This window comes from Kribbella sp. NPDC050241 (assembly GCF_044459685.1).
Taxonomy (GTDB): Bacteria; Actinomycetota; Actinomycetes; order Propionibacteriales; family Kribbellaceae; genus Kribbella.
On the sequence record NZ_JBITJE010000009.1, the window covers coordinates 228,595 to 242,228 of the forward strand.

Consider the following 13,634-nt stretch of genomic DNA (forward strand, 5'->3'; position numbering starts at 1 on the left):
CGAAAACTCAGGCCTGGTTGGCGAGGAGGGTTCGGACCAGGCGGAGGCCGACAGAGAGGTGGGCCAGTTCTGGGCCTTCGGTTTCCACGATCTCCTCGAGCATGGTGGCGGCTCGGGACAGGGCTGCTTCGTTCTGGTCCTGCCAGGTGATGACGCGGTCCTCGGGCTCGTCGGTGGCGTCCGTGGTGGCGAGGACCTGGCGAGTGAGGCGGGCGTGGACGGCGTGCAGGTCGTCGCGCAGCGCGGCCCGGGCCATCGTCTGCCAGCGGTCGGTGCGGGGCAGGTTGATGATGCGTTCCAGGAACCGACCCAGTTGCAGCCGCTCACCGAGGGCGAAGTGGACCTTGGCGACCTCGAGGATGTCGAGGTTGTCGCGGGACGCCGTCTCGACGACCCCGAGTCCGGCGTACGCCGGGGGCAGCACAGCGATCCGGGTGGCGAACTCGGGTGAAACCCCCTTCTGCACAAGGGCTTCCCGCCGCTGCTCGAACAGCCCCAGCTCGCGACCCCGCAAGACGTCGGGCAGCGCAGCGGTCAGCTTCGCGATCCCCGGCCCGAAGAACTCGATCAGTTCCTCGATGTCCACCGGTGGCCGCTGGCTGCTGACCAGCCACCGCGTGGCCCGCTCGACCAGCGTCCGCGTCTCCAGCCGCATGTGCGTCTGTGTCCCCGCGTCGACGATGTTGTCGAGGGCGGCGTTCCCGGACAGCAGCTCGGGCTGCGCAAAGATCCGCGAGGCAGCCAGGTTGGCGCGAACGACGTCCTCGACCGTACCGCCGGTCTCCAGCGAGAGCCGGTGGTACGCCGTGATCCCGGAGGTGTTGACGAACTCGTTCACCACCTGGGTGGTGATGATCTCGCGCCGCAACTGGTGGGACTGGATCTGCTCGGCGAACCGCTCCTGGATCGCCTTCGGGAAGTAGCTGGACAGCTTGTGCGCCAGGTAGTGGTCGTCCGGCAGCGAGGTCTTCAGCAACTCGGCCGCGAGCACGATCTTGGTGTAGGCGATCAGCACCGACAGCTCAGGTGAGGTCAGCCCGCGTCCGTCGGCCTTGCGCCGCTTGAACTCGGCGACGCTCGGCAGGAACTCCAGCTCCCGGTTCAGCAGTCCTTGCTTCTCCAGCCGCCGTACCCAGTCCTGGTGGACGTGCATCAGGGCCGGCGCCTGCGCGACCCCGTTGGCCAGCGCGACGTTCTGCCGGTAGTTGCTCTTCAGCACCAGCCCGCCGACCTCGTCGGTCATCGAGGCGATGATATCGTTGCGCTGCTTCTCGGTCAGGTCGCCGTCGGCAACCACCTTGTCCAGCAGGATCTTGATGTTCACCTCGTGGTCGGACGTGTCGACGCCGGCCACGTTGTCGATGAAGTCGGTGTTGATCCGGCCGCCGCCCGCGGCGAACTCGATCCGGCCCAGCTGGGTGAAGCCGAGGTTGCCGCCCTCGCCGACCGCGCGGGCGCGCAGGTCGGCGCCGTTGATCCGGATCGCGTCGTTCGCCTTGTCGCCGACGTCGCCGTTCGACTCACTCAACGCCTTCACGTACGTGCCGATGCCGCCGTTCCAGAACAGGTCGACCGGCGCCTTCAGGATCGCGTTCATCAGTTCGGCCGGCGTCAGTGTCGCCGGGCTGCCCTCGATGCCGAGCACCTCGCGGACCTCGGCCGAGATCGGGATCGCCTTGTCGGTGCGCGGGTAGATGCCGCCGCCCTCGGAGATCAGGCCCGAGTCGTAGTCGGCCCAGGACGACCGCGGCAGGTCGAACAGCCGCCGCCGCTCCAGGTACGACTTGGCCGCGTCCGGTGCCGGGTCGAGGAAGATGTGCCGGTGGTCGAACGCCGCGACCAGCCGGATGTGCTCCGAGGCCAGCATCCCGTTGCCGAACACGTCTCCGGACATGTCGCCGACACCGACGACGCTGAAGTCCTCGTTCTGGCAGTCGTGGCCCATCTCGCGGAAGTGCCGCTTGACCGACTCCCAGGCACCGCGCGCGGTGATACCCATCGCCTTGTGGTCGTACCCGACCGAGCCGCCGGACGCGAACGCGTCACCCAGCCAGAATCCGTACTGCTTCGCGACCCCGTTCGCGATGTCCGAGAACGTCGCCGTGCCCTTGTCCGCGGCAACGACCAGGTAGGCGTCGTCACCGTCGTACCGGACCACGTCCCGCGGCGCAACGATGCCACCGGCAACGATGTTGTCGGTGATGTCGAGCAGGCCGGAGATGAACGTCTTGTACGACGCGATGCCCTCGGCCAGCCAGGCGTCGCGGTCAACCGTCGGATCGGGCAGCTTCTTGGCGTAGAACCCGCCCTTCGCGCCGACCGGCACGATCACCGAGTTCTTCACCATCTGCGCCTTGACCAGACCGAGCACCTCGGTCCGGAAGTCCTCGCGCCGGTCGGACCAGCGCAGCCCGCCGCGGGCAACCGCGCCGAACCGCAGGTGCACACCCTCGACCTGCGGCGAGTACACGAAGATCTCGTACGCCGGCCGCGGCTGCGGCAGATCCGGGATCGCCTTCGGCTCCAGCTTCAGCGAGATGTAGTCACGCGGCTCGCCGTCAGCGATCCGGGGCTGGAAGTAGTTCGTCCGCAGCGTCGCCTTGATCACGGTCAGGTACGAGCGCAGGATCCGGTCCTCGTCCAGGCTCTGCACCGTGTCCAGCGTGGCCAGGATCTCCTTCTCCAGCTGGGCCGTCCGGGCGATCCGGTCCGGGTCGTCGCCGGCGCCGCGGGCCGGGTCGAAGCTGACCTCGAACAGCTGGACGAGCAGGCAGGCCACGTCCACGTGGTTCAGGAACGTGTTCTGGATGTAGTCCTGGCTGAACGGCGTACCGCCCTGCCGGATGTACCGCTGGTACGCCCGCAGGATCGACACCTGGCGCCAGCTGAGGCTTCCGCGCAGGACCAGCGCATTCAGCTTGTCGGACTCCGCCCGGCCCTGCCAGACCGCCTGGAACGTGTCGGAGAAGAGCTTGCGCAGCTCCTCGCGCTCGTCGGGTTTCTCCGGCGCCTTCAGCCCGAAGTCGTAGATGTACACCGTCGCGTCGCCGCGCCGGATCTCGTACGGGCGCTCGTCGATGACCTCGACGCCCATGTGGGTCAGGTGCGGCAGCACCTGCGACAGCGACAGCGCCGATCCGGTCCGGTAGACCTTGAAGCGGCGTTCGCCCTCCCACTCCTCGTCCAGCGGACTGTAGAGCGACATGGCCAGCCCGTTGTCGGGGGGCAGCGACTCCAGCACGGTCACGTCCTTGACGGCGACCCGGGCGTCGAAGTCCTCCTTGTACGCCTCCGGGAACGCGCCGGCGTACCGGCGGGCCAGCTGCGTCACGGCACCGTCGCCACCCTGGGCGTGCAGTGCTGCGGTGAAGTCGTCCTCCCAGGCGCGGGTCGCCTCGACCACCTTCTGCTCGAGCAGCTCGGCGTCGAACTCCCCAACGGTCTCGCCCTGCTTCATCCGGACGACGAAGTGGACGCGGGCCAGCACGGACTCGGTCACGTACGCCGCATAGGTGACAGACTCGGCGCCGATGGCGTCCTTGAGGATCTGCTGCATCCGCAGCCGGACCGCAGTGGTGTAGCGGTCACGCGGCAGGTACACCAGGCAGGACAGGTAGCGGTTGTAGACGTCGCGCCGTACGAACAGCTTGACCGCACGCCGCTCCTGCAGGTGCAGCACCGACTGCACGATCGGCAGCAGGTCCTCCACCGGCGCCTGCAGCAACTCGTCGCGCGGATACGTCTCCAGTACGTCGAGCAAGCCCTTGCCACTGTGGCTGTTCGGGTCGAAGCCGGTCAGCCGGAACAGCTCCAGCGCCTTGCGCCGCAGCACCGGGATCTGCATGACGCTCTCGGTGTACGCCGTCGACGCCAGCAGACCGATGAACCGGCGCTCCAGCACCGGGTCGCCGTTCGCGTCGAACTGCTTGATGCCGACATAGTCCAGATACGCCGACCGGTGCACGGTGGACCGCGAGTTCGCCTTGGTCAGGATCAGCAGCTTGCGCTCACGGGCCTTCGCGCTCACCTCGGGCGGCAGCTTGCCGGAGTTCGGCTTCGGGTCCGGCCGGAGGATGCCCAGCCCGGTCCCGGGACGGCCGCGCAGGATGCCCTGCTCGCCCTCCATGGTGAAGTCGTACTCGCGGTAGCCGAGGAAGGTGAAGTGCTCGTCGGCCAGCCACTCCAGCAGCTCGCGCGCCTCCTCCACCTCGTTCTCGCCCACCGGCAGGTCGGCCGCGTTCAGCTCCTCGGCGATCGAGACCGCCTTCTCGTGCATCTTCGGCCAGTCCTCGACCGCCTCGCGCACGTCGTGCAGCACCGTCTGCAGCGCCTGCTCCAGGGCCCGCTGCTCGGCGACGTCGGCGATCCGCTCGACCTCCAGGTGCATCCAGCTCTCCCGGACGAGATCGTGCGCGTCCGAGGCCTCGGTGTCGTCCAGAACCTCCTGCAGCGTGCCTGCGACGTCCCGCCGGACCACGAACTGGGGGTGGATCAGCAGCTGCAACTCGAGGTTGTGGTCGGTGATCGCCATCGAGGCGCTGTCCACCAGGAACGGCATGTCGTCGACGACGATCTCGACCACGGTCCGGCCGTCCGCGGACCAGCCGTGCTCCTCCAGGGTCGGCGTGAAGACGTGAACCTTCGCCGTACCCTGCGGCCGCGACGCCGCGGTCTTGTAATGGTGCCGTGCAGCGCCCAGACAGTCGGTCGGCTGGCGTTCGGCCACGTCCTCGGCGGCGACGTAGCGGTAGTAGCGCTCGAGGAACGTCCTCAGCTTCGCCGGATCCACCGATTTGTCGTGCCCATGTGTTCCCGCAGCCACCGCCTTGGCGAGAACTTCCGCCTTCTGGACGTCCAGCTTGCTCTGCATTCCCCACCGTCTCCACGCGTGCCCTCGGCGCCGCTCGCGCCGGATCGCACGACATTGTGCGATCACTCAGAGACTAGTCCACCTTTGTCACTGGTGTGCTGTCGGGACGAGCCTGTCCAGAGCCTTGTAGATCACACTTCACGGATCGGTTGCATCGCGTATTTCACCTGTCAGCAAAGCGCAACGCCAGGGCCGGGCAGGCGAGGATCGCGCGGCGTACAGCCGGCGCATCACCGGCGGTGACCTCCCGTCCGCGCAGTACCGGGAAACCCCACTCGTCGAGGACGACGTCGTCCGGCAACAGGGTGGCGCAGAGGCCGTGCCCGTCGCAGCGCGTCCAGTCGATCTCCAGTCTATTCATCACTCACCTCCAGGCACAGGTAGGACTCCGCGGACCGGTCGGCCACAGCCGCCACCGCCTCCGCCACCGCCGAGGTGGAGCCGCACGTCCTCACCGAACATTTCCAGCGCCGACGCGAGGAACCGCGCCGAGCCGTCCGGGTGCGCGCACGCTCCACGCCCCGGGACAAGACCTAGGTGACGGTGGGCGTCGTGCCAGCCGGTCGCCTCGCCGCGCACCAACCTGCCGAAGTCGTCGGCCAGAGCCGCGAGGCCGAACACGCACGGCCCGCACTGCCCGGCTGACTGACTCGCCAGCCAGCCCGCGACCCGGTGCACCTCACCGAGCGGGCAGGTGTCCGACCCGAGCGCCAGGATGATCCCGGCCGATGCCTCCGGTCGCTGCAGCGTCAGGCCGTCGGTCCGTGCGAGCCAGCGGCCGTGGTACCCACCCAGCAGCACCGGACCGGGCTCCGCACCCGCGAACTGCAGGACAGTGTCCAGCGGCACACCGGTCGGCGCCTCGATCACGCCCGGCTGTCGCACGGCACCGTCGATCGTCAGCAACTGTGTACCGGGCTCGCTGATCAGTCCGGTGCTACTGAACCCTCTCGACCCCAGTCGCGCGAGTACGGCGAGTTGCGCGAACGTCTCCACGTTCGACAGGAACGTCGGCCGCCGGTGGTACCCCTTCTTTGTCGGCAACACCCTCCGCCCGGGCGGTACGGCGGGGCCACCTTCCAACGCACTCAGCACCGCACGGGCCTCACCTGCGACAAAGCGGCCAGGTGTGTCGCTCACCTCGATCGCCATACCGTCGTCGCGTTCCACGATCGCCTCCCGAACGGAGGTTGCCGCGGTCGCATCATGTACGGCGATCAGCACGTGGGGCGCACCGAGTGCGCGGGCCAGGCCGACAGCACCGTCCAGGACCAGGTGCGGCGCGACTGTCAGGAGTAGACGGTCCTTGCGGCTCACCGGCTCGCTCTCCGAACCGTTGACGACGACAGCCTCGACGCCGCGGGCCGGGAGGTCAGCCAGCTTCAGTGCGACCGGGAACGCCGCCCCGCCACGCCCTCTGAGACCGACAGACTCGGCCAACCGCGTGTAGGTCTCGCGGGTGAGGTCCGGCTGAGTGCCGTGGTTCCAGTGATGGCGCTGCAGATCCAGACCGCCCCGGTCGACACCCGCCAGCAACCGTGGCTCACCGATGACCCGCACTCGGGTGTCCTGCAAGGTCGTCATCGCGTTCTCCCGGCTCGTGCGAGGTTCAGCGGCGTACCGGCGCGTGCCGCCTGGCTGCGAGCGCGGTACGCACCCGCTGCGGCGACTGCGCCGAGGCAGCCGAGGGTGATGGCGAGCATCCAGGGGGTGCCGCGGTCGGTACCGGCCAGCAGCGAGTGCCCGATGGACAGCAGCCAGCCGATCGATGCGGCGACGTGGATCGAGCGCCAGTGCCTGGTGACGGTCTCCGACTTCGCGAGGCGGCCGCGGGCGGCTCCGACGACTGCGGCGAGCACCAGCCCGTACAGCGCGAGTACTCCGACGACCATGGCGAAGGGGCGGTAGCCGGAGCCGAAGGGCCAGACCAGAACGGCCGGACCGATGTCGACGTAGGCGTCGGCGATGACCGCGATGACATGCGTCGTCAGCAGGACCAGACCGGTGGCTGCCGCCGAGCGGTGCACGTACTGCAGCCAGAACCGGCGCCCCGGATCGCGACTGCCCGACGTGAGGATGCCGAGCGAGGCCGACACCGTGAACATGACCATGGCGACGATTCCCGCCGCGCGGGCGAGGTACCAGAGTGTCATCAGGCGGCCTCGCTCGACGCCGGCCAACCGGACAGCTCAGTGACCTCACCGCCGTCGTCGATCAGCCGGGCCGGGTGACCAGCCAGAGTCAGTCGCCCGAGCGCAGCCTCCCCTGTCGCGACCAGCGCCGTACTGAACGTGTTGGCTCGTACTGCGGTTGGCGCCCAGACCGATGCGGTTCGCCACTGACCATCCGCGGGCTTGCCGGTGCGGGGGTCGATGAGGTGGTGTGCGTAGCCGGTCGGCGTCTGCCAGCGCCGTACTGTCCGGGTAGAGGTCGTCAGGCCGCCGTGAGCGAGGGTGACGAGTACGCCGGGGTCACCGGCGCGCTCGGCGACCGTGATGACCCACGGCTTGACCGGATCGCCGGCGGCACGGAGGTCTCCACCGATCTCGACCAGGACTGCGCAGCCGTAGCGCTTGCTGAGCACCAGAGCGGCCCGGTCGGCGGTCCACGCCTTGGCGATCGCGCCGAGGTCCAGAGCACAGTCACTCGGTACGCCGAGCAACGCGAGCTTCCGGTTGAGCTGGACCTGCTGCCAGCCGGGGATCGGTTTCGGGTCGGCCGGTGGCTCCGGGAACCGCCGCCGTACCGCCTCGATGTCGTCGTTGTAGCCGGCCGCGATCACCGCGGCGCCGACCGTCGGGTCGACCGCACCACCGCTCACCGAGGCCGCGACCAGGCTTACGTCGACCAGGTCGACGAGCAAACGCGACACCGGTACGAGGGCGTCGGCGCGGGAGTTGACGATCGAGAGCTCAGAGTCCGGGCGGAACCGGCTGGCCGCCTTGTCGACGCGATCCATCAGAGCCTTCAGCTCACCACAGGCAGCGCCGAGAACGGCTGGGTCGTCGACGGTCAGGCGGACAGTGCAGCTCCAGGCGGTCCAGGTACGCGAGGCGCTCATGATCCGTTGCTCCCGCCCTGCGCGGTCGAGCCGGACGAGGCCGAGCCGAGACCACTCGAGCCGCTGTCGTCCGAGCTGGAGCCACCGCTGCTGGAACCACTACTGCTGGAACCACCGCTGCTGGAACCACCGCTGCTGCTGGACCCTGTGCCGGAGCTGGTGGTCGTGCCGGTGCTGCCGTTGTCGGCCTGCCGTGCGGACACGATCGCGACGGACAGTCCGGTGCCGCCGATACCGAGGACCGCTGTCGCGATCGCGGCCGCGGACGCCCGGCGCAGCCAGCGCCGGCGGGCTGAGTGGGGCTCTTCGAACGCCTCTGTGGTGACCATGCCGTCAGCCTCGCGGCAGACTCATCAGCCGCACTCCAAGAGACCGTCAAGCCGGCATCAAGTTCTCCTGAGAGCTCTCTGTGAGGCCCTCTCAGGTCAGCAGTTCCCGCTCACCTCGGGTGGGCAGTCGTTGCCCTCGTGCTTGCGGATGGTGTCGACGATCTCGTCCGACACCTCGCCCAGCACGGCCAGCCGGTCGGGCCCGAAGACGTCGACGAAGAACTCGCGGATCCGGGCCGCGTGGGCCGGCGCACAGGCCTCGATCGCCGCCATCCCCTCCGCGGTGATCGCGATCTCCGGGTACCGGGAGTCGCAGGCCACCTTCTGGATCAGGCCGCGCTTCTCCATCCGGGTCAGGTGGTGCGACATCCGGCTCTTCTCCCACTGGGTCGCCCGGCCCAGCTCGAACGCCCGCATCCGCCCGGTCTTCGACTCCGACAGATTCACCAGGATCTCGAAGTCCGACTTGGACAGGCCGTACTCACGCTGGAGATGACGCTCCATGTGCGTCTCCAGCGTCTTGTGCATCAGCAGGTAGCTGCGCCACGCCTTCTGCTCGTCGTCGTCGAGCCACGGTCCCTTGCCCACGACGACCATGGTACCCGACCGGGTTGACACATCAACCAAGCGCGCTACGATCGATCGCGTTGACACATCAACCTAAATTCTGGGGAGTTCGATATGACTGAGCAGAAGCTGATCGCCGTGGTCGGAGCCACCGGGGCCCAGGGCGGCGGACTGGCCCGCGCGATCCTGGCCGATCCGTCCGGCGAGTTCGGCGTACGGGCGCTGACCCGCAACCCGGAGTCCGCCAAGGCGAAGGAGCTGGCGGCGGCCGGCGCCGAGGTGGTCGCGGCCGACCTCGACGACGAGGCGAGCGTGCGGGCAGCCTTCGAGGGCGTGTACGGCGCCTTCGTGGTGACGAACTACTGGGTCGACCGCACCCCCGAGGAGGAGGCGGCCCGGACCCGGGCGGAGATGGAGCTCCAGCAGGCCGACATCGCCGCGGCCGCTGCCAAGGACGCCGGTGTTGCACACGTGATCTGGTCGACACTCGAGGACACCAGGCCGTTCTTCAGCGATCGGGACGACGTACCGGGCCTGGACGACGGGCGCTACAAGGTGCCGCACTTCGACGCGAAGGGCGAGGCGGACGACCTGTTCACGAAGTACGGCGTACCGACGACGTTCCTGCGGACCACGTTCTACTTCGATGCCTTCATCAACGGAATGCCGCCGGCCCGCGGCGAGGACGGCAAGCTGACCATCTCGATGCCGATGGCGGACCGGCTGCTGTCCGGGATCGCGTCCGAAGACATCGGCCGGACCGCACTGGCGATCCTCAAGCGCGGCACGGAGTTCATCGGAGAGACCGTGAGCATCGCGGGCGACCACCTGACCGGCAAGGAGTACGCCGCCGGCCTGTCCGACGTACTCGGCGAGGAGGTCGTCTACCAGCCCCCGACCTGGCAGGACTACCGCGCCCTCCCGTTCCCGCTGGCCATCGAGTTCAGCAACATGTTCCAGTTCTACGCCGAAGACGCCGACCGCTTCACCGCCGACCGCGAGCTCACCAAGGTCCGCGAACTCCACCCCGAGGTCCAGTCCTTCGCAACCTGGCTCACCAATCACCAGGACGAACTCAAAGCCGCCCAAAACTGACGATCTGACCACGCAGCAACGGCGGCTCGGGACCTGACCCAAGCCCACCCGGCCCGCGGCGCTACTTCCGGCGGCGATTGTCGGGGCGCCAGGCAGAATCGGACGGCACAGGATGGTCGGCTATTGGCACCCGGACCAGGCCGTTCACCGGCTACGGTCGCGTACTGACCGGAGCATCGGCACCAAGTCGGTGTTTCCGTCGTCAGCGATCTGCGTGGTTGGCGTTGCGGACGGCGCCGGCTACATCGGGGCGATGGGCTCGCGGCGTACTCACGAGGACCGCCTGTCGCGGTTGCCGGCTGCGGGCGTGACCGAGGACGAGCTGGCCCGGCTGTCAACGACGACCGGTCGTATCCACGCGGCTGGCTTCGGATGAGGTGAGTTGGAGGTGGGCCGGGCGGTGCGTTTCGACGTACCCGCCCGTCGGGAGCCGGAGGATCCGGCCGGTCTCGATGCCGTTGGTGGCGATCTCCGTGTCGCGTTGCTGTAGGCCCAGGCAGATACGGCGGGTGATGCTGAAGGCGACCGGTGGGCCGAGGATCAGCAGTGCCTGGAACAGGTGGATCAAGGCGTTGACCGAGAGGTGGAACTGGACGGCCATCGTGTCGGCCCCGGCGGCGGCCCAGAGCGTGCCGTAGAAGACGGCTCCGGCCACGCCGATGCCGGTGCGGATCGGGTTGCTGCGCGGGCGTTCGAGCAGGTTGTGTTCGCGCCGGTCGCGGGTCACTCGCTCCTCGATGAACGGGTAGATCCCGAGGAGCGCGAGGAACAGCGTGCAGATGGCAACCGGGAGCAGGATGGCGAAGCTGATGGTCCTGCCCCACCAGACGGCCTCCCAGCCCGGCGCCAGCCGCAGCGCACCGTCCAGGAAGGCGAGGTACCACGCCGAGCCGACTCCTGCTGAGGTGTTCGCCGGATCGGCCGGGCCGAACAGCCACACCGGGTTGATGGTGGCCAGCGCGCCCATCAGGCCGACTACTCCGGCGACGAAGCAGAACAGACCGACGCCCTTGACCACGGCGACAGTCGCCGGACTTCCCACCACGTTGTCCTCGGTTCGCCCGGGGCCGGCGAACTGCGCCGGTTTGTTCCTGAGCGCGAGCGCCCCGCTGACGATGAAGAGCACAACGAGGAGTGCGGGTAGGACGATGATGTGCAGCGGGTAGAACTGCGTGATCACATCGCCCGGGAAAGCCCCTCCGAACAGCAGCGCCGAGAGCTGCGTTCCCACGAACGGAGTTGCCTGCAGGACGCCGTCGAGTACTGCGAGGCTCGTGCCGGACGCCATGTCGTCCGGGAGCGACGTACCGGTTAGGCAGGCGCCGAGCGTGATGATCAGCAACCCGAAGACGACCACCCAGTTCAGCCGCCGCGGCCGGCGGAACCCGGCGGTGAAGAACAGCCGCAACAGGTGCAGCAGGATCGCCGCCACCATGATCAGCGCGCCCCAGTGGTGCATCTGGCGCACGAGCAGGCCACCGCGCAGCTCGAAGCTGATCGTCATCGTCGAGTCCATCGCCTGTGACATCTGTACGCCGTGCAGCGGTTCGTACGGGCCGTCGTACACAACGTGCTCGACCGACGGTTGGTACGGCACCATCAGCACAAGGCCGGTGAGCGTCACCACAACGAAGCTGTAGAAGGCGATCTGGCCGAACAGCAGCGACCAGTGATCAGGGAATACTCTCGCTCGCAGATTGCTCCAGGGACCTCGCATGATTCGGCCCTCCTCATACATACGACCCCGCAGCGACCGAGACTGTGACGCCTCGTGCTGCACATCACGTTCTCATGGTTGTCGGAAAGGTCTCTGGCTGCGGGCGAGCGCCTGGAGCTGCTTGTTCAGGTGCGGCGTACACACGAGGCTGGGCGAAGCGAGGTTGACCGTGCCGACCGACTTGCCGCTGTAGTACACGGTCAGCCCGCCGCAGGTGCTGCACCGGGTCGCGACGATCCACAGCCGTTGGCCTGCACGCTACTGCGCGCGATGGCGACACCGGCCGCTTTGGTGACGGTCGCCGTGCCCAGGTAGTCCGACCAGTTCTGTTGTGGGGTATGCGCGAACCTGTCGCCCTCAAAAAGGTCAAGCTCGGCAAGTCGGTCTGCTTTGTTGTCGCCGACGCCATGACCGCGCGGGCGGCGTAGGCGTGATCACGGGCGGCTGAGGTAGCTGGCATGCGTGTCCCCGACGGGACTGGCGACAGCCGCCGGCTGCGCATGCGACCGCGGAACCGCGGACAGGCGGTGGCAGAGTACCGATGCGCCTCCCGGACATGACGAGGCGCTGGATCTCGGACGCGCCTTCGAAGATGGTGTAGATCTCTTCCAGCCTGGCGGCAACCTCGACCGGGAGAGGCACATCTGCCTCCTGACCTGCGGTTTCGCCATACGTCAATGATCAACGATGACCAGTGTTTGTCAGCGTCGCACGGAGCAGCGACGGAGCAAGAACTTGCCCGCATAGACCCGGCACAGCCTGGGCTGTGGCACGGGACGGCACAGCGGACCCGCTGATCTGAGCGGCCGGCGTCAGGGTTCGTCGGGTGAGATGCCGCGCACCAGCAGGCCAGGTGTCGCGCCGGCCGGGGCCTCCCAGCGGGTCGCGTAGTGGTCGAGGAAGATCTGCCCGACCAGCTCGCCCCGGCTGCGCACACCGGTCTTGTCGAAGATCGACTTGAGGTGGTCCTGCACGGTGTACGGCGACATGGTCAAGGCGCGGGCGATCTCCTTGGTGACCCGACCCTGAACGCACTGCACGGCCACCTGGCACTCCCGGTCGGTCAGGCCGTACGAGAGGGCGATGACCGGCGCGACGTCCTGCGGGGTGGCGGGATGGATGATCACCGCGGTCCTGTCGCCGGTGCCTCCGCTGAGCCGGGTGCCGTACAGCAGGAGCCAGGCGCCGGAGCGGGTCCGGACCCTGGCTCGGGCGGCCAGTTCGAGGGGATCGGTGCCGGGCGTGATCGCGCGGGCGCGGGCAGCGATCGCCTGCACCGTCTTCGACTCGCTCGGTGAACTCGGTGGAGGCTCTTCGACAAGCTCGCCGATCCACCGCTCCGCGGCACCGGAGATCGACTCCGGCTCGCCGTGCTCGTCGAATACGACCACCCCTGGGCCGTGGTCCACCGGCCCTCCGACGTACGGCGAGATCGGCCGCGCCAGCATGGCGCGGCGCAGACCAGTCGCGATCACGGGAGCCAACGTGGCCAGCGTCCGCACCTCCCCCTCGGTGAACCAGGCTTCGTCGGCGCGACGCAGGAAGGCCGCCGCGCCCCAGTAGATGCCATCGGCAACGAGCGACACGCGCAGCTCGTCGCCGAATCCGTGGGTCTCTTGGGACCGGTGCCGAATCGAGCGGGACAGCTCGCCGTGGGTGTCGATGCTGGTCGCACCGGCGATCCGGCCGCTGCGGGCGAGGAAGGACCACTTGTTGACGTCCTCGATGACGTACTCGTGATGGGCCAGCCACGAGCCGGAGCAGCCGACGTTCCGGTTGACGCTGCCGGTGAACAGGATCGTTCCCGGGTCGACCGTGTGGCAGCACCAGGCGTGGAAGGGGATGACGGTCGCGAGCACATCGGCTACAGCGTTGCCGAAGTCCACCCACGTCATTCCGCCGCCACCCAGCCGCTGGATCTCGTAGCGGATCCGCGGTGCCAAAGTCCCTGTCACCTCTGCAGAGTACGGCGCGGCCCCTGTCCGGCGGCACCCC

General features: G+C 68.4%; 11 protein-coding genes. 2 read left to right on the forward strand and 9 right to left on the reverse strand.

Annotated elements, in window-relative coordinates:
- Window positions 1-7 precede the first annotated feature (7 nt).
- The 7 genes from ACIBG5_RS33860 to ACIBG5_RS33890 all read right to left on the reverse strand — a co-directional run bounded on the left by ACIBG5_RS33860 (window position 8) and on the right by ACIBG5_RS33890 (window position 8,848).
- Window positions 8-4,870 carry an NAD-glutamate dehydrogenase gene (locus ACIBG5_RS33860; RefSeq protein WP_396395594.1) on the reverse strand — a complete coding sequence of 1,621 codons (4,863 nt, stop codon included), beginning with the start codon at window positions 4,868-4,870 and terminating at the stop codon, window positions 8-10.
- Between the two features lie 163 nt (window positions 4,871-5,033).
- Window positions 5,034-5,231 (reverse strand): ferredoxin, encoded by a 198-nt coding sequence (locus ACIBG5_RS33865; RefSeq protein WP_396395595.1) that lies wholly within the window; start codon window positions 5,229-5,231, stop codon window positions 5,034-5,036.
- Window positions 5,231-6,454 (reverse strand): NADH-ubiquinone oxidoreductase-F iron-sulfur binding region domain-containing protein, encoded by a 1,224-nt coding sequence (locus ACIBG5_RS33870; RefSeq protein WP_396395596.1) that lies wholly within the window; start codon window positions 6,452-6,454, stop codon window positions 5,231-5,233. Before ACIBG5_RS33870 ends, ACIBG5_RS33865 begins: the two co-directional genes overlap by 1 nt.
- Complete coding sequence (locus tag ACIBG5_RS33875; RefSeq protein ID WP_396395597.1) at window positions 6,451-7,023, reverse strand: hypothetical protein; 573 nt, start codon at window positions 7,021-7,023, stop codon at window positions 6,451-6,453. Before ACIBG5_RS33875 ends, ACIBG5_RS33870 begins: the two co-directional genes overlap by 4 nt.
- On the reverse strand, window positions 7,023-7,931 hold the full coding sequence (locus ACIBG5_RS33880; RefSeq protein ID WP_396395598.1) for an FAD:protein FMN transferase: 909 nt from the start codon (window positions 7,929-7,931) through the stop codon (window positions 7,023-7,025). Before ACIBG5_RS33880 ends, ACIBG5_RS33875 begins: the two co-directional genes overlap by 1 nt.
- Window positions 7,928-8,260 (reverse strand): hypothetical protein, encoded by a 333-nt coding sequence (locus tag ACIBG5_RS33885; RefSeq protein WP_396395599.1) that lies wholly within the window; start codon window positions 8,258-8,260, stop codon window positions 7,928-7,930. The genes ACIBG5_RS33880 and ACIBG5_RS33885 overlap by 4 nt, the downstream gene beginning before the upstream one ends.
- Before the next feature lie 96 nt (window positions 8,261-8,356).
- Window positions 8,357-8,848 carry a MarR family winged helix-turn-helix transcriptional regulator gene (locus ACIBG5_RS33890; protein WP_360445395.1) on the reverse strand — a complete coding sequence of 164 codons (492 nt, stop codon included), beginning with the start codon at window positions 8,846-8,848 and terminating at the stop codon, window positions 8,357-8,359.
- A gap of 93 nt (window positions 8,849-8,941) precedes the next feature.
- On the opposite strand from ACIBG5_RS33890, the gene ACIBG5_RS33895 reads away from it, so the two are divergent.
- Window positions 8,942-9,922 (forward strand): NmrA/HSCARG family protein, encoded by a 981-nt coding sequence (locus ACIBG5_RS33895; protein ID WP_396395600.1) that lies wholly within the window; start codon window positions 8,942-8,944, stop codon window positions 9,920-9,922.
- A 253-nt stretch (window positions 9,923-10,175) separates the two neighbouring features.
- A complete protein-coding gene (locus ACIBG5_RS33900; protein WP_396395674.1) occupies window positions 10,176-10,298 on the forward strand; it encodes a hypothetical protein in 123 nt (40 codons plus the stop codon).
- Here ACIBG5_RS33900 and ACIBG5_RS33905 read toward each other — a convergent pair.
- A complete protein-coding gene (locus tag ACIBG5_RS33905) occupies window positions 10,257-11,639 on the reverse strand; it encodes a cytochrome bc complex cytochrome b subunit (protein ID WP_396395601.1) in 1,383 nt (460 codons plus the stop codon). The two genes, ACIBG5_RS33900 and ACIBG5_RS33905, sit on opposite strands and share 42 nt — an antisense overlap.
- 812 nt (window positions 11,640-12,451) lie before the next feature.
- Window positions 12,452-13,594, reverse strand: coding sequence for a helix-turn-helix transcriptional regulator (locus tag ACIBG5_RS33910; protein WP_396395602.1), 1,143 nt, complete (start codon window positions 13,592-13,594; stop codon window positions 12,452-12,454).
- Window positions 13,595-13,634: the final 40 nt, after the last annotated feature.

Coding starts and splice junctions, on each gene's coding strand:
- ACIBG5_RS33860 (WP_396395594.1), bottom strand. CDS start 4,870: ATGCAGAGCAAGCTGGACGTCCAGAAGGCGGAAGTTCTCGCCAAGGCG.
- ACIBG5_RS33865 (WP_396395595.1), bottom strand. CDS start 5,231: ATGAATAGACTGGAGATCGACTGGACGCGCTGCGACGGGCACGGCCTC.
- ACIBG5_RS33870 (WP_396395596.1), bottom strand. CDS start 6,454: ATGACGACCTTGCAGGACACCCGAGTGCGGGTCATCGGTGAGCCACGG.
- ACIBG5_RS33875 (WP_396395597.1), bottom strand. CDS start 7,023: ATGACACTCTGGTACCTCGCCCGCGCGGCGGGAATCGTCGCCATGGTC.
- ACIBG5_RS33880 (WP_396395598.1), bottom strand. CDS start 7,931: ATGAGCGCCTCGCGTACCTGGACCGCCTGGAGCTGCACTGTCCGCCTG.
- ACIBG5_RS33885 (WP_396395599.1), bottom strand. CDS start 8,260: ATGGTCACCACAGAGGCGTTCGAAGAGCCCCACTCAGCCCGCCGGCGC.
- ACIBG5_RS33895 (WP_396395600.1), top strand. CDS start 8,942: ATGACTGAGCAGAAGCTGATCGCCGTGGTCGGAGCCACCGGGGCCCAG.
- ACIBG5_RS33900 (WP_396395674.1), top strand. CDS start 10,176: ATGGGCTCGCGGCGTACTCACGAGGACCGCCTGTCGCGGTTGCCGGCT.
- ACIBG5_RS33905 (WP_396395601.1), bottom strand. CDS start 11,639: ATGCGAGGTCCCTGGAGCAATCTGCGAGCGAGAGTATTCCCTGATCAC.